Source organism: Erwinia sp. B116 (assembly GCF_002865965.1).
Taxonomy (GTDB): Bacteria; Pseudomonadota; Gammaproteobacteria; order Enterobacterales; family Enterobacteriaceae; genus Erwinia.
The window spans coordinates 32,932-51,725 of record NZ_JRZZ01000032.1 but is presented as its reverse complement, the minus strand read 5'-3'; the positions used below and the strand labels follow the sequence as shown (position 1 = coordinate 51,725).

Annotated in this window: 19 protein-coding genes and 3 tRNA genes; 8 read left to right on the top strand and 14 right to left on the bottom strand. The window is 58.2% G+C overall.

Annotated elements, in window-relative coordinates:
- The 4 genes from sufD to NV64_RS17960 form a co-directional block, all read left to right on the top strand.
- On the top strand, positions 1-674 hold a 674-nt coding region (sufD, locus tag NV64_RS17975), incomplete at its 5' end, for a Fe-S cluster assembly protein SufD (protein ID WP_101506464.1).
- On the top strand, positions 674-1,894 hold the full coding sequence (gene sufS / locus NV64_RS17970) for a cysteine desulfurase SufS (RefSeq protein WP_101506463.1): 1,221 nt from the start codon (positions 674-676) through the stop codon (positions 1,892-1,894). The genes sufD and sufS, both read left to right, overlap by 1 nt.
- 112 nt (positions 1,895-2,006) lie before the next feature.
- On the top strand, positions 2,007-2,429 hold the full coding sequence (gene sufE, locus NV64_RS17965) for a cysteine desulfuration protein SufE (protein ID WP_056241718.1): 423 nt from the start codon (positions 2,007-2,009) through the stop codon (positions 2,427-2,429).
- Positions 2,430-2,499: 70 nt separating this feature from the next.
- Positions 2,500-3,528: a L,D-transpeptidase family protein gene (locus tag NV64_RS17960; RefSeq protein ID WP_056241713.1), complete on the top strand. Its 1,029-nt coding sequence runs from the start codon at positions 2,500-2,502 to the stop codon at positions 3,526-3,528.
- A 102-nt stretch (positions 3,529-3,630) separates the two neighbouring features.
- On the opposite strand, the gene NV64_RS17955 is transcribed toward NV64_RS17960, so the two are convergent.
- The 6 genes from NV64_RS17955 to NV64_RS17930 form a co-directional block, all read right to left on the bottom strand.
- A complete protein-coding gene (locus NV64_RS17955) occupies positions 3,631-3,867 on the bottom strand; it encodes a major outer membrane lipoprotein (RefSeq protein WP_056241710.1) in 237 nt (78 codons plus the stop codon).
- Between the two features lie 304 nt (positions 3,868-4,171).
- Entirely contained in the window at positions 4,172-5,584 is a 1,413-nt protein-coding gene (gene pykF / locus NV64_RS17950) for a pyruvate kinase PykF (protein WP_056241706.1), read from the bottom strand.
- 356 nt (positions 5,585-5,940) lie between these two features.
- A tRNA-Val gene (locus NV64_RS17945) sits at positions 5,941-6,017 on the bottom strand.
- 25 nt (positions 6,018-6,042) lie between these two features.
- A tRNA-Val gene (locus tag NV64_RS17940) sits at positions 6,043-6,119 on the bottom strand.
- Positions 6,120-6,158: 39 nt separating this feature from the next.
- Positions 6,159-6,235: transfer RNA gene (locus tag NV64_RS17935), tRNA-Val, on the bottom strand.
- Positions 6,236-6,382: 147 nt separating this feature from the next.
- Entirely contained in the window at positions 6,383-7,756 is a 1,374-nt protein-coding gene (locus NV64_RS17930; protein WP_056241789.1) for an MATE family efflux transporter, read from the bottom strand.
- 253 nt (positions 7,757-8,009) lie between these two features.
- Here NV64_RS17930 and NV64_RS17925 point away from each other — a divergent pair, with 253 nt between their 5' ends.
- Complete coding sequence (locus NV64_RS17925) at positions 8,010-8,675, top strand: riboflavin synthase (protein ID WP_056241701.1); 666 nt, start codon at positions 8,010-8,012, stop codon at positions 8,673-8,675.
- Positions 8,676-8,711: 36 nt separating this feature from the next.
- Here NV64_RS17925 and cfa read toward each other — a convergent pair whose 3' ends face one another.
- Both cfa and punC read right to left on the bottom strand, forming a co-directional pair.
- Positions 8,712-9,860: a cyclopropane fatty acyl phospholipid synthase gene (gene cfa, locus NV64_RS17920; protein WP_101506462.1), complete on the bottom strand. Its 1,149-nt coding sequence runs from the start codon at positions 9,858-9,860 to the stop codon at positions 8,712-8,714.
- A gap of 326 nt (positions 9,861-10,186) precedes the next feature.
- Positions 10,187-11,386, bottom strand: coding sequence for a purine nucleoside transporter PunC (gene punC / locus NV64_RS17915; RefSeq protein ID WP_101506461.1), 1,200 nt, complete (start codon positions 11,384-11,386; stop codon positions 10,187-10,189).
- Positions 11,387-11,499: 113 nt separating this feature from the next.
- On the opposite strand from punC, the gene punR reads away from it, so the two are divergent.
- On the top strand, positions 11,500-12,417 hold the full coding sequence (gene punR, locus NV64_RS17910; protein WP_101506460.1) for a DNA-binding transcriptional activator PunR: 918 nt from the start codon (positions 11,500-11,502) through the stop codon (positions 12,415-12,417).
- A 19-nt stretch (positions 12,418-12,436) separates the two neighbouring features.
- Here punR and purR read toward each other — a convergent pair whose 3' ends face one another.
- Entirely contained in the window at positions 12,437-13,462 is a 1,026-nt protein-coding gene (gene purR / locus NV64_RS17905) for an HTH-type transcriptional repressor PurR (protein ID WP_056241688.1), read from the bottom strand.
- A 295-nt stretch (positions 13,463-13,757) separates the two neighbouring features.
- On the opposite strand from purR, the gene NV64_RS17900 reads away from it, so the two are divergent.
- Positions 13,758-13,847: a YnhF family membrane protein gene (locus NV64_RS17900; protein ID WP_101506459.1), complete on the top strand. Its 90-nt coding sequence runs from the start codon at positions 13,758-13,760 to the stop codon at positions 13,845-13,847.
- A gap of 59 nt (positions 13,848-13,906) precedes the next feature.
- Here NV64_RS17900 and NV64_RS17895 read toward each other — a convergent pair whose 3' ends face one another.
- A complete protein-coding gene (locus tag NV64_RS17895) occupies positions 13,907-14,755 on the bottom strand; it encodes a C40 family peptidase (RefSeq protein ID WP_056241685.1) in 849 nt (282 codons plus the stop codon).
- Between the two features lie 380 nt (positions 14,756-15,135).
- Here NV64_RS17895 and NV64_RS17890 point away from each other — a divergent pair, with 380 nt between their 5' ends.
- On the top strand, positions 15,136-15,477 hold the full coding sequence (locus NV64_RS17890) for a Grx4 family monothiol glutaredoxin (protein WP_199177690.1): 342 nt from the start codon (positions 15,136-15,138) through the stop codon (positions 15,475-15,477).
- 110 nt (positions 15,478-15,587) lie between these two features.
- Here NV64_RS17890 and rnt read toward each other — a convergent pair whose 3' ends face one another.
- The 4 genes from rnt to NV64_RS17870 form a co-directional block, all read right to left on the bottom strand.
- Entirely contained in the window at positions 15,588-16,256 is a 669-nt protein-coding gene (gene rnt / locus NV64_RS17885) for a ribonuclease T (protein ID WP_056241679.1), read from the bottom strand.
- A gap of 104 nt (positions 16,257-16,360) precedes the next feature.
- Positions 16,361-16,768: a lactoylglutathione lyase gene (gene gloA, locus NV64_RS17880; protein ID WP_056241786.1), complete on the bottom strand. Its 408-nt coding sequence runs from the start codon at positions 16,766-16,768 to the stop codon at positions 16,361-16,363.
- A gap of 116 nt (positions 16,769-16,884) precedes the next feature.
- Positions 16,885-17,988 (bottom strand): alkene reductase, encoded by a 1,104-nt coding sequence (locus tag NV64_RS17875; protein ID WP_056241677.1) that lies wholly within the window; start codon positions 17,986-17,988, stop codon positions 16,885-16,887.
- Between the two features lie 44 nt (positions 17,989-18,032).
- A complete protein-coding gene (locus NV64_RS17870; RefSeq protein WP_101506458.1) occupies positions 18,033-18,626 on the bottom strand; it encodes a TetR/AcrR family transcriptional regulator in 594 nt (197 codons plus the stop codon).
- Between the last annotated feature and the right edge of the window lie 168 nt (positions 18,627-18,794).

The following is an 18,794-nucleotide window of genomic DNA, read 5'->3' as shown; positions in this document are numbered from 1 at the left end:
CCGGCGCGCGCTTTACCGCGGACGTCGGCGATAACGCCGGGCTGAGCCACTACAAGCTGGCGTTTGAAGACCGCAGCAGCTACCACTTTGCGCATAACGACCTGACGCTGGGCCGTGACGTGCGCGTGCAGAGCCACAGCTTCCTGCTGGGTGCCGGCCTGACCCGCCACAACACCAGCAGCCAGCTGAACGGCGAGGGAAGCGATCTGGCGATCAACACCCTGATGCTGCCGGTCGACAAAGAAGTCTGCGACAGCCGCACCTACCTTGAACACAACAAAGGCCACTGCCAGAGCCGTCAGCTGCATAAAACCATCGTGCGCGATCGCGCTCGTGCGGTATTTAACGGCATGATTAAAGTGGCGAAGTATGCGCTGAAAACCGACGGTCAGATGAGCAACAACAACCTGTTGCTTGGCCGCCTGGCTGAAGTGGATACCAAACCACAGCTGGAGATCTACGCCGATGACGTCAAGTGTGGCCACGGTGCCACCATCGGCCGTATCGACGAAGAGCAGATGTTCTACCTGCGCGCGCGCGGCATCGATCGCGCCTCGGCGCAGAAGATGATCATCTACGCCTTTGCCGCCGAACTGACCGAAGCCATCAGCGATGAAACGCTGAAAGAGGCGGTGATGCAACGTATCGCGCAGCGTTTCCCGGAGGCCCTGTAATGAGTTTCGATCTGGCTCGCGTGCGTGCCGATTTCCCGCTGCTGGCACGGGAGGTCAACGGGCAACCGCTGGCCTACCTGGACAGCGCTGCCAGTGCCCAAAAGCCGCAGGTGGTGATTGACGCTGAGAGCCAGTTCTATGAGCAGGGTTACGCTGCCGTCCACCGCGGTATCCATACGCTGAGTGCGGAAGCCACCACGCTGATGGAAAACGTCCGTATCCGCGCCGCGCAGTTTCTCAACGCGGCCTCGGCGGAAGAGATCGTGTTTGTTAAAGGCACCACTGAGGCGATCAACCTGGTCGCCAACAGCTGGGGCGGCAGCCAGCTGCAGCCGGGTGATAACATCATCATCACCGAGATGGAGCATCACGCCAATATCGTACCCTGGCAGATGGTTGCCAGCCGCACGGGTGCGGAAGTGCGCTTTATCCCGCTGACCGCCAACGGTGAGCTCGACGTGGCGCAACTGCCTGGCCTGATCGACAGCCGCACCCGCCTGCTGGCGGTGACCCAGGTGTCGAACGTGCTGGGCACTGAGAACCCGGTTAAGGCGCTGGTTGCCCAGGCGCGCGCGGCCGGTATCGTGACGCTGGTCGACGGTGCGCAGGCGGTGATGCACCACCAGGTGGACGTGCAGGATCTGGACTGTGATTTCTATGCCTTCTCCGGCCATAAAATCTATGGTCCGACCGGTATCGGCATTCTCTATGGCCGCAAAGCGCTGCTCGACCAGATGCCGCCGTGGGAAGGGGGCGGAGCGATGATCGCCACCGTCAGCCTGACCGAGGGCTCCACCTGGGCCGCCGCGCCGTGGCGCTTCGAGGCAGGCACGCCAAACACCGGCGCGATTATCGGCCTGGGTGCGGCGCTGAACTACGTCAGCGAGCTGGGGCTGGAGGCTATCGCTCACCACGAGCAGGCGCTGATGCGCTATGCGCTGGATAAGCTGGCGACGGTGCCGGACCTGGTCATTTATGGCCCGCAGCAGCGCGCCGGGGTGATTGCTTTTAATCTGGGCAAACACCACGCCTTCGACGTCGGCAGTTTCCTCGATCAGTACGGTATCGCCATCCGTACCGGTCACCACTGCGCGATGCCGCTGATGAAGCACTACGCGGTACCGGCCATGTGCCGCGCGTCGCTGGTGCTCTACAATACCGAAGAAGAGGTGGATCGCCTGGTTGCCGGGCTGATCCGCATCCATCGTCTGCTGGGCTGAACGATCGCCGCGCGATCGTCAATGATAACACCGACAGGGGCGGGGGAAACCCCGCCCCTGATCTATACGGCCCCGGATCGTTTGCACTGTCGTTAAGTAAAGTGAGGAAGTAATGGCCACGTTGCCAGAGAAAGAGAAACTGGTGCGCAACTTCAATCGTTGCGCAAATCAGGAAGAGAAGTACCTGTACATTATCGAACTGGGTGGCCGCCTGCCCGCTGCCTCTGAGACGCTGCATCAGCAGGCAAACCTGATCCCGGGTTGCCAGAGCCAGGTGTGGATCGTGATGGATACCGATGAGAGCGGCGTGGTCAGCCTGCAGGGCGACAGCGACGCGGCGCTGGTTAAAGGGCTGCTGGCCATCGTGTTTGCTATCTACCAGCAGATGACGCCTCAGCAGATCCTCGACTTCGACGTGCGCCCGTGGTTCGCCGACCTGTCGCTGACCCAGCAGCTGACGCCTTCCCGTTCCCAGGGGCTGGAAGCGATGATCCGTGCCATCCGTCAGAAAGCGCTGAATCTCGCCCCGCGCTGATTTGCTACACTTCCCGGTAGAGGCCCCGCTGGGTTACAGTGGGGTGTTAAAATCTAACCGGGAAAACCGCATGAAACCTCTGTTTCGATTCGCTTTTATCGCCTCGCTGCTCGCCGGCGCGCAGGCTGCCAGCGCCACCGAATATCCGTTACCGCCTGAGAACAGCCGCCTGATTGGCGAAAACAGCACTTATCTGGTGCCGAACGACGGCCAGCCGCTGGAAGCGGTGGCGAAAAAATACCAGATTGGCCTGCTGGGCATGCTGGAAGCCAACCCGGGCACCGACCCGTGGCTGCCGAAGGCCGGCAGCGAGCTGACCATTCCCACCCAGATGCTGCTGCCGGATACCAAACGGGAAGGCATCGTGGTCAACGTGGCCGAGCTGCGCCTCTACTACTATCCGAAGGGTGAAGACAAAGTGATCGTCTACCCGATCGGCATCGGCCAGCAGGGCGCCAATACGCCGGCGATGGTCACCGCGATCAGCCAGAAAATCCCTAACCCAACCTGGACCCCCACGCCGAATATCCGTAAGCGCTATGCGGCCAAAGGCGAGATCCTGCCGGTTACCGTACCCGCCGGGCCGGAAAACCCGATGGGGCTGTTTGCACTGCGCCTGGCTTACGGCAAAGGTCACTACCTGATCCACGGCACCAACGCCGATTTTGGCATCGGCATGCGCGTCAGCTCCGGCTGCATCCGCCTGCGTCCGGACGACATCGAAGCGCTGTTCAACAGCGTGCCCGCGGGGACCCGCGTGCAGGTGATCAATCAGCCGGTGAAGTATGCCGTCGAGCCGGACGGTAAGCGCTGGCTGGAGGTGCATCAGCCGCTGTCGCACAGCGAAAAGGATGACCCGCAAACCATGCCGATCGCTCTGAGCCCAGCGGCGAAGAAATTTGTAAACAACGAGGCGAGTGACGGTGCAATGATTGAAGCGGCAATGACGCGACGTTCGGGGATGCCGGTGCTGGTGAGTGAGGGTATCGCTGCCGGTACCGCAACACAACCTGCTGTGGCTCTTCAGACGAACTCTGCGGGGTTATCGGCGCAACCTGCCGGGATTACTCAGGTGCAGGGAACAGCGGCGCAAAACTGATTACAGAGCTTTTCAGCGGGGGCGGGCAATGCTGCGCAAACCTGCTGAAAAAAGAACAAAAAAAATGGCGCACAGTGTGCGCCATTTTCAAAACCAGTACTCTTACTTACGGTAAGAGTGAGCCTGGTTGTCCAGACGCTGGTTAGCGCGTGCTGCGTCGTCTTTAGCAGCCTGAACGTCAGAACGGATTGCGTTCACGTCGTTGCTCAGCTGGTCAACTTTAGCGTTCAGAGTCTGCACGTCGGTAGACAGCTGATCGATTTTGGCGTTGCTTGAGCAACCAGCCAGCAGAGTTGAAGCCAGAACTACCGCGCCCAGTACCAGTTTAGTACGATTCATTATTAATACCCTCTAGATTAAGTTAATCTCCATGTAGCGTTACAAGTATTACACAAACTATTTTCTAATGAGAATAATTTTTTGATGAGAACGTGCTGAAAGTTGCTCGTTCGCTCAAAGAAGCATCTGCTTTGGTGTTTTATAAAAAAAATGAAGCGAAAACAGGCAATTTTAATCGGACAGCTCTGAGTTTTTCAGGTGATTGAATCGTTAATTTCGATTGGAAATTTTGTGAAAGCAGGTTAATCAGGACACAAAAAAAGCGCCACTCAGGGCGCTTTATTAAACAGATAGTGATTTTGTATTACAAAACGTGTACCGATGAGGTGTTGGTGGTACCGCTTGGCACCAGCGCACCGGACACCATCACTACCACTTCACCTTTCTGCGCATAGCCGCTGGTCAGCGCCGCTTCTTTGCCCAGGCGATAGAAATCGTCGGTAGAGGCGATCTCACTGACCACGGTGGCGATAACGCCTTTGGTCAGCAGCAGCTGACGGGCGGTCTGCTCGTTGGTGGTCAGCGCCAGGATGGTGGCGTTCGGGAAGTACTTACGCACCGACTTAGCAGATTTACCGCCTTCGGTGGCTACCACGATCAGCGGCGATTCCAGCTTCTCAGCGGTCTCAACGGCGCTGCGGCAGACGGCTTCGGTGATGCGCATTTTGCGCAGGTCAGCCTGCGTATCAATGCGGCTCTTCATCACGCGGTCGGTACGCTCGCAGATGGTTGCCATGATGGTCACGGACTCCAGCGGATATTTACCCTTGGCGCTTTCACCCGACAGCATCACCGCATCGGTACCGTCCAGGATGGCGTTCGCTACGTCACCGGCTTCTGCGCGGGTAGGGCGCGGGTTCTTGATCATCGAGTCCAGCATCTGGGTGGCGGTGATCACCACTTTACGCGCGTGGTTACACTTCTTGATCATCATCTTCTGCGCGAAGATCACTTCTTCTACCGGGATTTCCACGCCGAGATCGCCACGGGCGACCATGATGCCGTCAGAAGCTTCGAGGATCTCGTCGAAGTTGTTCAGGCCTTCCTGGTTTTCGATCTTGGAGATGATCTGGATGTGCTCGCCGCCGTGTGCTTTCAGGTGTGCGCGGATCTCTTCCACGTCTGAACGCTTACGGATAAAGGAGGCGGCAACAAAGTCGACGCCCTGCTCGCAGCCGAAGATCAGGTCGCGTTTGTCTTTTTCCGCCAGCGCAGGCAGCTGGATTGAGACGCCCGGCAGGTTAACGCCTTTGTTCTCGCCCAGGTCACCGTTGTTCAGCACCTTACAGACCACGGTGGTATCGGTGATAGCAGTCACTTCCATGCCGATCAGGCCGTCATCCACCAGCACGGTGTTTCCGACTTTCAGGTCAGCGGTGAAACCGGTGTAGGTTACCGCAACACGCTCGTTATTACCCACGACCGACTGGTCGGTGGTAAAGGTGAAGGTCTGGCCGGCTTTCAGCGAGGCATCAACGCCGCCTTCCAGCTTCATGGTACGAATTTCAGGGCCTTTGGTATCCAGCAGGATCGCCGCCTGATGGCTGGTTTTCGCCATTACGTTGCGCAGGTTGGTGATGCGCTGGCCGTGTTCGGCATAGTCGCCGTGGGAGAAGTTCAGACGCATAACGTTCATGCCGGCATCCAGCAGGTTGGTCAGCATCTCTTCAGATTCGGTTTTCGGGCCGATAGTACAAACGATTTTGGTCTTTTTCATGACGGTTATCTATTAAGTTGTGATGGATGATAAAAATGACTTCCGCCGGTAACACCAGCGAAAGAGGAATTGGGCGTCGGGCGCGTGATTTGCGTTAGTAACGGGTTCAGGGCGTAAGGAAAAAGTTGAGGCGTGGTTTTGGCGCAGGCGCAGCAGAGAGTTGCGCAACAGGTGTTAGTGTTATATTGATGATCTGCCATACGCTGAAACCATTCAAGTGAAACAACGCTGCGTATTATAGTCGCTAAGTGTGCGAAAACCAATTAAAAAGCGTCAGCTTTGTAACGTTTTTAAAACAAGTTGGTTTTGTTGCGCAAACGAGGTGGTATTAATAATCAGGGAGAAGGGGAGCAATGTGGTGCGTTCTAGAGGACTCGAACCTCCGACCCCCACCATGTCAAGGTGGTGCTCTAACCAACTGAGCTAAGAACGCAGTACTGATGTTGCTGCAGATAATCTGGTGCGTCCGAGTGGACTCGAACCACCGACCCCCACCATGTCAAGGTGGTGCTCTAACCAACTGAGCTACGGACGCATCGTTTATCTTTTGCTTCACTTTCTGTTTGCAGAAAGCTGGTGCGTCCGAGTGGACTCGAACCACCGACCCCCACCATGTCAAGGTGGTGCTCTAACCAACTGAGCTACGGACGCACTGTGCTGTCTGGGTGACAGCGGGGACGAATATTAACGACACCCCGCACGGCTGGCAAGGAGAAAAAATCAATTTTGCCTCTGATTGCTGCGCATCTGTGCGAAGCGCAGCAATTTTAAGCATTTGTCACCAAAAAAGCCGCAAAATTAACGTGCTGCACGCGCGAGGATTTGCGCGGGCGGCTGTTTCTGCAGACGACGCATGCGCCAGATCATCATCACCGCCGCCGAGGTCAGGCCGAGAATAAAGCCGGTCCAGAAGCCTGCCGGCCCCATCGGCGGTACCAGCCAGCCGGTCATCGCCAGGATATAGCCGCTCGGCAGGCCCACCACCCAGTAGGCGACAAAAGTAATAAAGAAGATCGCCCGGGTATCCTTGTAACCGCGCAGAATGCCGCTGCCAATCACCTGCACCGAATCGGAGAACTGGTACAGCGCGGCCAGCAGCATCAGGGAGGCGGCCAGCGTTACCACCTGCGGGTTGTCGGTATAGAGCTGCGCGATCTGTTCGCGGAACACCACCGTGAACAGCGCGGTAAGGCAGGCCATGCAGATGCCGACGCCCTGCGCGGTCCAGGCCGCCACGCGCGCCTCTTCGGTCTGCCCCTGGCCAAGGCGGAAACCGACCCGAATGGTGGTGGCCACCCCCAGCGAGAGCGGCAGCACGAACATCAGCGAGCTGAAGTTGAGGGCTATCTGGTGACCGGCGACCTGCACGATACCCATCGGCGAGACCAGCAGCGCCACCACGGCAAACAGCGTTACTTCAAAGAACAGCGCCAGCGCCACCGGCAGGCCAAGGCCTACCAGCCGCTTAAGCACCTTCCAGTCCGGCGGGCTGAAGCGGGTCGGCAAGCGGATGTCACGCATTGAACCGGCCCGGCTGACCCACAGCTTCATCACGATAAACATCACCCAGTAGACCGACGCGGTTGCCACGCCGCAGCCCACGCCGCCCAGCGCCGGCATACCAAAGTGGCCGTAAATAAACACGTAGTTCACCGGAATATTGACCAGCAGCCCGAGGAAGCCCATTACCATGCCCGGCTTGGTTTTCGCCAGTCCCTCGCACTGATTACGCGCAACCTGGAAAAACAGATAACCCGGCGCGCCCCACAGCAGCGCGTGCAGGTAGCCAATCGCCTTCTCGGCCAGCAGCGGATCGACGTTGTGCATCGCGCCGATCGCGTAGCCTGAGTGATAAAGAACCACCATAATCAGTAGCGCAACCAGCCCGGCCAGCCAGTAGGCCTGACGCACCTGGTGTGCAATACGGTCGCGGCGGCCTGCACCGTTCATCTGCGCCACCACCGGTGTCAGCGCCAGCACCAGGCCGTGACCAAACAGAATGGCGGGTAACCAGATCGAGGTTCCCACGGCGACGGCGGCCATATCCGTGGCGCTTACGGCGCCGGCCATCACGGTATCAACAAAGCCCATTGACGTTTGCGCAACCTGCGCAAGGATCACCGGGATCGCCAGAGTCAGTAACTGACGCGCCTCTGTAAAGTACTTCTGCACGAAAACACCTTTATCGTTAGAGTAAGTCTTGAATGACTGCACGTAGGGAAAAACGGCTGGAGGAAACAGACGACTCCATTTCCACAGTAATAGTAGAGCAGGTGGTCTAGTTTAATGTTCGATGGCAAAATAGCCAGTCTTCTGTAATAAAATTAGCCCGTTAAGTCACGCTTATTCCGCAGGAGGATTTGGCTTTACCGGTCAGACAGGGCAAACTAGGGCCAGCGAAAACACACTGACAGAGGCAAGCGCTATGTTTACCGGTATTGTGCAGGGCACCGCAGAGGTGCTGGCAATTGAAGAGAAGCCAAATTTCCGTACTCACGTAATCAAAATGCCTGAGGCGTTGTTACCCGGCATCGAACTGGGCGCATCGGTTTCGCACAACGGCTGCTGCCTGACGGTGACGGAAGTGGACGGCGACCGGGTCAGCTTCGATCTGATTAAAGAGACCCTGCGCATCACCAACCTCGGCGATCTGGAGGTGGGCGACACGGTTAACGTGGAGCGGGCGGCGAAGTTCAGCGATGAGATCGGTGGGCATCTGATGTCCGGTCATATTATGACCACCGCGGAGATCAGCAAAATCATCACCTCGGAGAACAATCGCGAGATCTGGTTCAAACCGCAGGACGCCAGCCAGATGAAGTATATTCTGCACAAAGGCTTTATTGGTATCGACGGCATCAGCCTGACGGTGGGTGAAGTGACCCGCACTAAGTTCTGCGTGCACCTGATCCCGGAAACGCTGGCGCGCACCACGTTGGGTGCCAAACGTCTTGGGCACCGCGTAAATATTGAAATTGACCCGCATACCCAGGCGATCGTTGAAACGGTTGAGCGGGTGCTGGCCCAGCGTGAAGCCGTGCTGGCGGCAGCGGCAGCTGAAGCTCTGCTGCGTCAGCCAGAGCAGGACTAATATCAAACAGGCGACCCGCAGGTCGCCTGATTTCCGCTAGCGCGCAACCCGCAGGCCGCCTTCGGCACCGCGGGTAAACACGACCTGCCACAGCTGAATATCCCGTGCGCGAAACGCCCCGGCGCAGACGTTGAGGTAGTAGGTGAACATGCGTTTAAAGCGTTCATCATAGTTGCCGGCCAGCTGTGGCCAGGCGGTGAGGAAGCGCTGATACCATGCCATCAGCGTCAGATCGTAGTCCGCCCCGATATTGTGCCAGTCTTCAACAATGAAATGCGGCTCGCTGACGTCGGCAATATGGCGCACCGAGGGCAGGCAGCCGTTGGGGAAGATATACTTGTTGATCCAGGGATCGACGTCGCTGTTGGTTTTATTCGCGCCGATGGTGTGCAGCAGGAAAATGCCGTCGGGCTTTAAATTACGATCCACCACCTTAAAGTAGGTGGCGTAATTTTTTGGCCCAACGTGTTCGAACATGCCCACCGAAACGATGCGGTCAAACTGCCGGTCAAGGTCGCGATAGTCCTGCAGCAGAATGGTCACGTCCAGCCCGTCACAGCGCTGCTGCGCCATCTTTTGCTGCTCGGCGGAGATGGTCACGCCGTAAACGCTGACCCCGTAGTGGCGCGCCGCAAACTCGGCCAGCCCGCCCCAGCCGCAGCCAATATCCAGCAGCGACATGCCGGGAGCCAGCTGCAGCTTCTCACAGATCATTCTGAGCTTGGCTTCCTGCGCCTGTTCCAGCGTGGTGGCCTCTTTCCAGTAGCCGCATGAGTACTGCATATAAGGGTCAAGCATCAGTGAGAACAGATCGTTGCCGAGATCGTAATGCTCCTTGCCGACGATCCACGCGCGTTTGCGCGACTGCAGGTTGGTGAGGCGGGCCACCAGCACCCGCAGGGTGTCTTTAAAACGGTGAGGGATCTGCTGGTCAATATGCGCCTGCAGAATACGCTGGATAAACTGGTCGATACGTTCACACTGCCACCAGCCGTCCATATAGCTCTCGCCCAGCCCCAGTGAGCCTTCCTGCAGCACGCGCTTAAAAAACCCGGGGTGGCTGATCTGAATATCCCAAGGCCGCGAACCGTTAATGGCCACGTCCGCCTGGCTTAACATCTCATGAACGATGCGGTACCACGGATTATCTTCAAGAATCGTTTCTTCAATACACGATGAACTCATAGCTTCTCCATCACCCTGTGACTGAAACCTCAGAAAAAGGATAGTCAATTTCTGCAAGTTTGTGAGAGAAGTCACGGCAGATTGCCGTGGCTTGAAATCCGACGTTTAAAGAGGATTGATGCAATGCTGCGAGGCCGTAACGCGTGCTGCGTCGGAAACACCATGACGACCTTGTCAGGTTGTAATGCCGGTCTTTTAACGGCTAAAAGACCGGCTTGCTAAGCGGTTAATAAAAGGCTGTTTTATCGTTTTTTGGCGAGTATATGCTCACCCGAGAAAATATTCAATGGCTTATCTTTAGCCTGCGAATCAATCGCATTCCGCGTTTACTGCTGCTCCTGCTGCGCCAGCAGCCGGGCCTGTTTCGCGGCTTTGAACTGTAGCAGATAGCCGAGAACCGCCAGTAAAATGGTCAGCAACATCACCTGCGCCGTGGTATGTAACGCGGCGTCAATGCCGGCAGAGACGGCGAGGCTGGCGGCAAAGCACAGGCCCAGCTGCAGCATGTTCTGCAGCGCGGCGGCCTTACCGGTGGCCTGCGGGAACGGCAGCAGCGCGTTAGAAACCACGATCGGATAGATCGCGCCGTTGGCCATCGCCATGCCGCAGAACGGCACCATCAGCGCCACCAGCGAGGGCTGCGGTTCGCGGGCCACCAGCCACAGCGCAAATATGCTGATGCTGTAAAACAGCAGCAGCCACGGCAGCAGCTGGCGGCCACTCAGGTGATTAAGCAGTGCGCGACAGCCAAAACCGCCCACCAGGAAGGCGATGGTCTGCGGCACGTAGCTGAGGCCAATATCCGCCGGCGACAGGCCGAGGGCACCGAGAATAAACGGCGAGCCGGTCAGCCAGGCGAAAAAGCTGGCCGAACAGGCGGCGTAGATCGCCACGTTACCGCTGTAGACCGGCGACTTCATTAAGGTCAGAAAACCGGTGGCCGGGCCGGCCGCCTCAGTGGTGGCGGCGGGGCGCGCGCGCGGTGACTTCAGCAGCAGCGTCATCAGGATCAGCAGTAGGGTAATCACCAGCAGGGCGATAAAAATCGCCCGCCAGGAGAGCGCCGACAGCAGCCAGGCGCCAAGCAGCGGAGCCAGCGCCGGCGACAGCGCCACCAGCGGCATAATGGTGGCGAACACCCGGTTGGCTTTTGCGCCCTGATAGCGGTCCACCACCAGCGCCTGCCAGCTGACCGCGGCGGCGCAGACGCCGACCGCCTGCACAAAGCGCCAGACCAGCAGGGCGGTGGCGGAGTGCACCCACAGCATCGCCAGACAGCCGACGGCGAACAGGCTCAGCCCCATCAGCAGCACCGGCTTACGCCCGATGCGGTCCGAGAGTGGCCCCCAGATCAGCTGCGCGCAGGCAAAGCCGGCGAGGAAGATGCTCAGGCTGGCGCTGATGCCGCTGGCGCTGCTCTGCAGATCCTGCTGCATCACGCCGAAGGCCGGCAGGTACATATCGGTGGCGAGGAAACCCAGCATGCTCAGCAGCGCCAGGTAGATCATAAATCCGAAAGATTGCATGTGAAGGTGCTCTTTGATGAGTTTTTTTTCGGCTGGCAGTGTAAAGGGACGGCTAACGGCTTGTGAAATGGTATTATTCGCCACCTGATATGAAAAAAATTGAAGGGAAGGCTATGTGGTCGGAACACTCTCTGGAAGTGATTGATGCGGTAGCAAGAACCGGCAGTTTTTCCGCAGCGGCGGCCGAACTGCATCGCGTGCCTTCCGCCATCAGCTATACGGTGCGTCAGCTGGAGCAGTGGCTGGCGGTCAGCCTGTTTGAGCGGCGTCACCGCGACGTGGTGCTGACCGAGGCCGGGCGGGTGTTCAGCGAAGAGGGGCGAGCTGTTATCAAAAAAATGCTTGCCACTCGCCGCCGCTGTCAGCAGGTGGCCAACGGCTGGCGCGGTCAGATCAGTATCGCGGTGGATCGCATCGTGCGGCCGGCACGCACCCGCCAGCTGGTGGTGGATTTCTATCGCTACTTTCCGGATATCGAGCTGCACCTGTCGCAGGAGGTGTTCAACGGCGTGTGGGATGCGCTGGCCGACGGCCGCGTCGATCTGGCGATCGGCGCTACCCAGGCGATCCCGGTGGTCGGGCGCTTCTCCTTCCGCGATATGGGCAGTCTGAACTGGCGCTGCGTGGTGCAGCCGGGCCACCCACTGTTGCAGACCGCCACGCCGCCGGACGAAGCGGCGGTGCGCGAGTGGCCGTCGCTGGTGCTGGAGGATACCTCACGCGCGCTGCCGAAGCGTACCACCTGGGCGCTGGACAATCAGCGCCGCATGGTGGTGCCGGACTGGGAAAGTGCCTTTGACTGTCTGCGCGCCGGGCTGTGCGTTGGGATGGTGCCCGGGCACCTGGCGCAGCCGCTGCTGCAACAGGGGCTGCTGCAGGAGCTGACGCTGCTGGCCCCCTATCACGCCAGCCCCTGCTATCTGAGCTGGACGGAGCAGAACGCCTCACCGGCGCTGGTGTGGTTGCTGGACTACCTGGGGGATACGGAGACGCTAAACGCGGAGTGGCTGAGCGAGCAGCCTGGCCGCTGAGGCAGGCCGCACGGAACGGCTAGCGGCGGTAGTCGCGGAACGGACCATCGGCCACCGAGCGGCGTTCGATCAGCGTCGGGTGTACCTCGATGGTCTGCGGCTCTTCGCGCTTGCTGGTAATACGATCCAGCAGCATATCGAAGGCGGTTTCGCCGAGGCGCTCTTTGGGCTGATGCACGGTGGTCAGCGCCGGTGAGAAGTAGCGCGCGTTGCGCACGTTATCGTAACCGATCACCGAAATATCCTGCGGCACGCGCAGCCCCATCTCGTCGGCGGCGCAGATCGCCCCCATCGCCATGATGTCGCCGCCGCAGAAGATCGCGGTTGGGCGCTGTTTCTGCATCAGAATTTGCTGCATGGCGCGATAACCTGACTCCGGCTCAAAGTCACCCTGTACCAGCCACTCCGGGCGCAGGGTAATGTTGGCTTCCGCCAGCGCTTTAAGAAAGCCGGCGTGACGGCCGCCGCCGGTATTGCGCTCCAGCTGCCCCGGAATGGCACCGATATCGCGGTGGCCGCGTTCGATCAGGTAGCGCCCGGCCAGATAGCCGCCTTCAAAGGCGTTATCGAGAATGGTGTCGGTGAAGTCGCCGTGCGACTCGCTCCAGTCCATCACCACCATCGGGATATTACGATTATCTTCCAGCATGCCGATCAGCGTTTCCGGGTATTCGGAACACATCACCAGCAGGCCGTCGACGCGTTTCTGCGCCATCATCGACAGATACGCCTGCTGCTTCTGCAGGTCGTTATGGGCGTTACCGAGGATCAGCGTGTAGCCTTTGGCAAAACAGCGGTTTTCCACCGCCTCAATTATTTCGGCAAAATAGGGCGCTTCGCTGGAGGTCGCCAGCAGGCCGATGGTTTTGGTATGGTTAACCTTCAGGCTGCGTGCAACCGCACTCGGGGAGTAGTGCAGCTCTTTGATTGCCGCCCAAACCGCTTCACGCGTCTCTTCCGCAACAAAACGCGTTTTGTTGATCACATGAGAGACGGTGGTGGTGGAGACACCGGCAAGCTTCGCCACATCCTTAATTGTTGCCATTCAAATAGTACTCCTGATGTTATCGCAACCTGTTGATAACAAAATGGTTAAACGTTTGCGCTAGCCGCGCGATTTTCTGCACCTGGTGTCAGGTGTCAGGCGCTGTCTCACAGGGTCGGGAAGGGATGATTTCGTCCGAAAAAGTGACATGCATTGCTGGCTAAATGCCGTTTTGCTGATGTTGCGCAACGGAATGGCGGATTCTAGCAAGGCTGCGCCGAGAAGACGAGATTTTTACGGTTAACTGTGGGAAAATTATCAGGCTTAATTTTAATAAGGTTATTAAGGGGCAGCCATGAGTACCGATCTGAAATTTTCACTGCTGACCACGGTTGGCGCACTGGCGATGATCATTGCTTTCAGCTTTACCGCCGTCATGCACTGAGCCATAAAAAAAGGGAGAAGCCTGGCTTCTCCCTCTCTGCCTTAATCCGCCAGACCCGCTTAGCGGATGGTTTTAGGCGTCATCATCCGGCGCGCACCGATGTAGTGCTCCTGCCAGTAGTCTTCGCTCAGCGCGCTAACCTGAATATCTTTGCCGGTGCGCGGTGACTGAATAAATTTCCCGCCGCCGAGGTAAACGCCCACGTGGTCGGCGGTACCGCGGCCGTTAATGCGGAAGAACACCAGGTCGCCTTTCTCCAGCTGGTCGCGTTTTATCTGTGCCGCATCGCGCAGGTGATACATCTCATTGGCGGTGCGCGGGATCTTGAACTTCACCAGGTCTTTATAGGCGTACCAGACCAGGCCACTGCAGTCGAAGCCGGTTTTCGGTGAGGTGCCGCCCCACTGGTAGGGTTTGCCCAGCTGACCCATCAGCTTGTTCATCGCCGTTTCGCGGGCCTTCTGGTAGCGGGCGCGGTGCGCCTTGCTCAGCTTAAGCGGCGCATCGCCATCTTCCACCAGCAGCGCTTTGCGTTCACCTTTCTGACGCCCGTAGCGTTTTTTATCGAGCTTCGCCGTGGCATTTTTTGCCGTGGCTTTGGTACGCGCGGTTTTGATCGGGCTGGCGGGCTGCGCGGCGGTTTTCTTCTTCAGCTTAAGCTTCTGCAGCGTGGCGGTGGTGGCTTTCTTCAGCGGGGTTTTCTCTTTCACTTTCTTAACCAGCGGCTCTTTCACCTTTTTGGTGGTTGCCGCCTTCACCGGCCGGCGTTTACGCCGCTCATCATCGCGCGCAGCCGAGCGGTCAGCCTTGTGCTGGCTGGCGTTAACAGGGGCATGTGGCGATGCGTGTGCCACATTTAAGAACAGCTGTGCCAAGGCCAGCGTGATGAGGGTGATAAGTAAACGCATCGGTCCCATTAACAGTTTGTGCTCTGCACCATCCCGCAGCGCAATTGGATAAGAATTTTCTGCATTAAAGCAGAAGGCCTCGATGATTCTAATCTAACTTTTAAACGGAGGGTTAGGTGTTTTTTGTTTCAATCCTGCAATAGATTTAAACGGCGTTAAATTAAACACTTTCAGATGCTTATCGCAGCGATTTAATTGACTCAGGTCAATATCGGCGCTGCATCAGCCAGAGGAAAATGTTATTTTGTATGTATCATTTTGCAAATAGCGCTCTGGATCACATTGTCCATGCGGAAAATGTCGTTTTCATCGCCAGGGCAGAATCGTTACAATACAGAAACACGAATATCCCTTTTTTGTCGTCGCGTACTGAGGAAGTCATAATGAGTACTGTTGAAAAAATCCAACGCCAGATCGAAGAAAACCCTATTTTGCTCTACATGAAAGGGTCGCCAAAACTGCCAAGCTGTGGCTTCTCTGCTCAGGCTGTACAGGCGCTGTCGGCGTGCGGTGAGCGTTTTGCTTACGTAGACATTCTGCTGAACCCGGACATCCGTGCTGAGCTGCCGAAGTACGCCAACTGGCCTACCTTCCCGCAGCTGTGGGTGGACGGTGAGCTGGTCGGCGGTTGCGACATCATCATCGAGATGTTCCAGCGCGGCGAACTGCAGCAGCTGATCAAAGAGACTGCACAGAAGTACCCGGCCCCGGCCGCTGAATAAACGTCGGCCTGACGCTACAGACTAAAAAACCGGAGCCTGCTCCGGTTTTTTTATGGCTCTGCGCCGGAAACGCCAGCCGGATGCGGGGCGCGGATTACGCCCGCCAGGCGCTATTGTGCGTCGTCGCCAGCAGCCGGTCCGGCGGCCAGTGGCCAGCCCCCCAGACGCTTCCAGCGATTGACCAGCTCACAGAACAGATCGGCAGTCTGGGTGGTGTCATACAGCGCCGAGTGCGCCTGGCTACTGTCAAACGCAATACCGGCGGCGCTACAGGCTTTTGCCAGCACCGTCTGCCCGACCACCAGCCCGCTCAGCGCTGCGGTGTCAAAGGTGACAAACGGGTGGAAGGGGTTGCGCTTCAGCGCACTGCGTTCAGCGGCGGCGTTCATAAAATTGAGATCGAAGGTGGCATTGTGCGCGACCATGATTGCCCGGCTGCAGCCGCTCTCCTTGATCCCCTTACGCACCAGCTTGAAGATCGCGTGCAGCGCGTCGTGTTCGCTGACGGCACCGCGCAGCGGGTTTTTCGGGTCGATGCCGTTGAACGCCAGCGCCTCCGGGGCCAGCACCGAGCCAACGAAAGGTTCAACGTGGAAATGCAGGGTTTGGTCTTTTTCCAGCCAGCCGTCGTCGTTCATTTTCAGCGTGATCGCGGCAATTTCAAGCAGGGCGTTAGTTTTGGCGTCGAAACCCGCCGTTTCCACATCAATAACGACCGGATAAAAACCGCGAAAACGGCTGCTCAGGGTGTTCAGTTCATTTGGTTCAGACATCAGCATCTCATTGGCACAAAAAAGACAGCGCACATTATGGCAAATTTAACGGCGGGATGCAGCAGAAGAGCAGGGGGACGCGGATGCCCGCAGGCATCCGCAGGGCAAAATCAGTTGCCCAGGCCGTGGCCGGCGTGTTTGTTCTCGATCAGTTCAATTTTGTAACCGTCTGGATCTTCCACGAAGGCGATAATGGTGCTGCCGCCTTTGACCGGGCCCGCTTCACGGGTAACGTTACCGCCGTCGCCGCGGATACGCTCGCAGGTGGCGGCAACATCGTCAACGCCCAGCGCGATATGGCCGTAGGCGTTACCGAGGTCATAGCTGTCCACACCCCAGTTGTAGGTCAGCTCGATCACCGCACCTTCGCTCTCTTCGGTGTAACCGACGAAGGCCAGAGTATATTTGTACTCGGCGTTTTCGCTGGTGCGCAGCAGACGCATGCCCAGCACTTTGGTGTAGAAATCAACGGAACGCTGCAGATCGCCGACGCGCAGCATGGTGTGAAGTAAACGCATAGCACCCTCTTTGATAAGCGCCATCGGGGGATGGCGTCAGAGTTTGAAACGATAATTTCCCGCAGGGCGGGAAATTATCGCTATGAAAACAATTTATTATATCACAAACCCGCGCTTTATCCCGCCAGCGTCGGGTAATCGGTGTAACCGGCGGCAGCACCGCCGTAAAACGTTGCCGGCTGTGGTTCATTCAGCGGCGCGTCAGCCTGCAGGCGTTCTACCAGATCCGGGTTAGCGATATAGCTGCGGCCAAAGGCCACCGCGTCAATCAGCCCTTCGTCAATCAGCGCCGCGGCTTTCTCCGCCGTATAGCCTCCGGCACCGACAATTACGCCAGGATAGACGCTGCGGATCGCGCGACGGAACGCCTCGCTGTACGGCTTACCACCGGCCCAGTCAGGCTCGGAGATATGCAGGTACGCCAGCTGACGCTTTGCCAGCTCCGCGAGGAAGTAGAGGGCGGCTTCTTCCTGATCTTCACCGTTATCCAGGCCGTTGAACGGGCCGAGCGGAGAGATACGAATGCCGATACGATCGGCGCTCCACGCTGCAATGGCGGCATCGACCACCTCCAGCGCAAAGCGGGTGCGGTTCTCAATGCTGCCGCCATAACGATCTTCACGCTGGTTAGAGGCCGGCGAGAGGAACTGATGAATCAGGTAGCCGTGCGCGCCGTGCAGTTCGACCAGGTCGAAGTTGGCTTCACGAGCGTTGGCCACCGCCTGAGCAAAATCGGCCACGATACCGCTAATCTCTTCCGTGGCCAGCGAACGCGGGGTGGAGGTGGCTTCACGGATCGGATTGCCGTCAGCGTCGCGCAGCGAGGTGCGGGTTTCCGCATTGATCGCCGAGGCGGAGACCGGTGCGGCACCTTCCGGCTGCAGGCTGGCGTGAGAAATACGCCCGGTATGCCACAGCTGAACGGCGCTGTGGCCGCCGCGCTGGTGAATGGCGTCGTTAACCGCGGTCCAGGCTGCAATCTGTTCGGCGCTGTGCAGGCCCGGTGCGCCGGCATAGCCCTTGGCCTGAGCGGAAATCTGCGTGGCTTCGGTAATAATCAGCCCGGCACTGGCGCGCTGCGCATAGTACTCCGCCATCAGCGGGGTCGGCACGTCGCCAGGCTCAATGCTGCGCAGGCGGGTCAGGGGAGCCATCAGAACGCGGTTTTTTAAGGTCACCGCGCCGGTTTGCAATGGTGTAAACAGTACGTTGGTTGTCATAACTTACTCCTGGTAGACCGGTCGACTAGTAAAAGTGTTTTTTTTTAAACAGGGATTAACAGGCGTTCAATTTGTTGCAGCGCAATCTGCAGCGGCGCGCGGTCACGGCCAATCTTGCTCTGCAGGCTGGCACCAAGCCACAGCATATACAGCGTCTGCGCGATCGCAGCGCAATCGAGTTCAGCGCTCAGCTGCTGCTGGCGCTGGGCCAGCGACAGCACCTCTGCCAGCGTGGCAATCAGCGCACCGGACCCCGCCAGCAGCGCGAGGCGCATATCTTCAGAGAGATCGCAGACTTCCGCCGACAGCTTCACCGACAGGCAGCCGGCGAAGGCGCTCTCTTCACAGGCGTTGGTCAGCGACTGCTGATAATAGTCCAGCAGGCGCTGACGCGCGTCGCCCTGGTGATCGTCGAGAAACATCCGCAGCTGCTGATGATAGCGGGCAAAGTAGCGCTCCAGCATTGCCACGCCAAACGCCTCTTTCGAACTGAAATAGTGATAAAACGACCCTTTAGGCACCCCGGCCTGCTTCAGCAGCTCGATCAGACCCATACCGTTAAAGCCGCGCTGCACGCAGAGCCGCTCGCCGGTGGTGAGGATATGATCTCGGGTGTCATAACGCGTGGCTTTATTCATGGCGCTTACCGTACCCGACCAAATGGTCGCTTTCAACCTTTAACCGGCTGACGGCACGATCGGTTCATGTCCGCATACAGCCGCACCCGGCAGATCATCGCCATTATTGTGAGGATTTTAGCGAAACCGACCTGCGCCGCTTGCACGCTGATGCCGTAGCATCTTCAA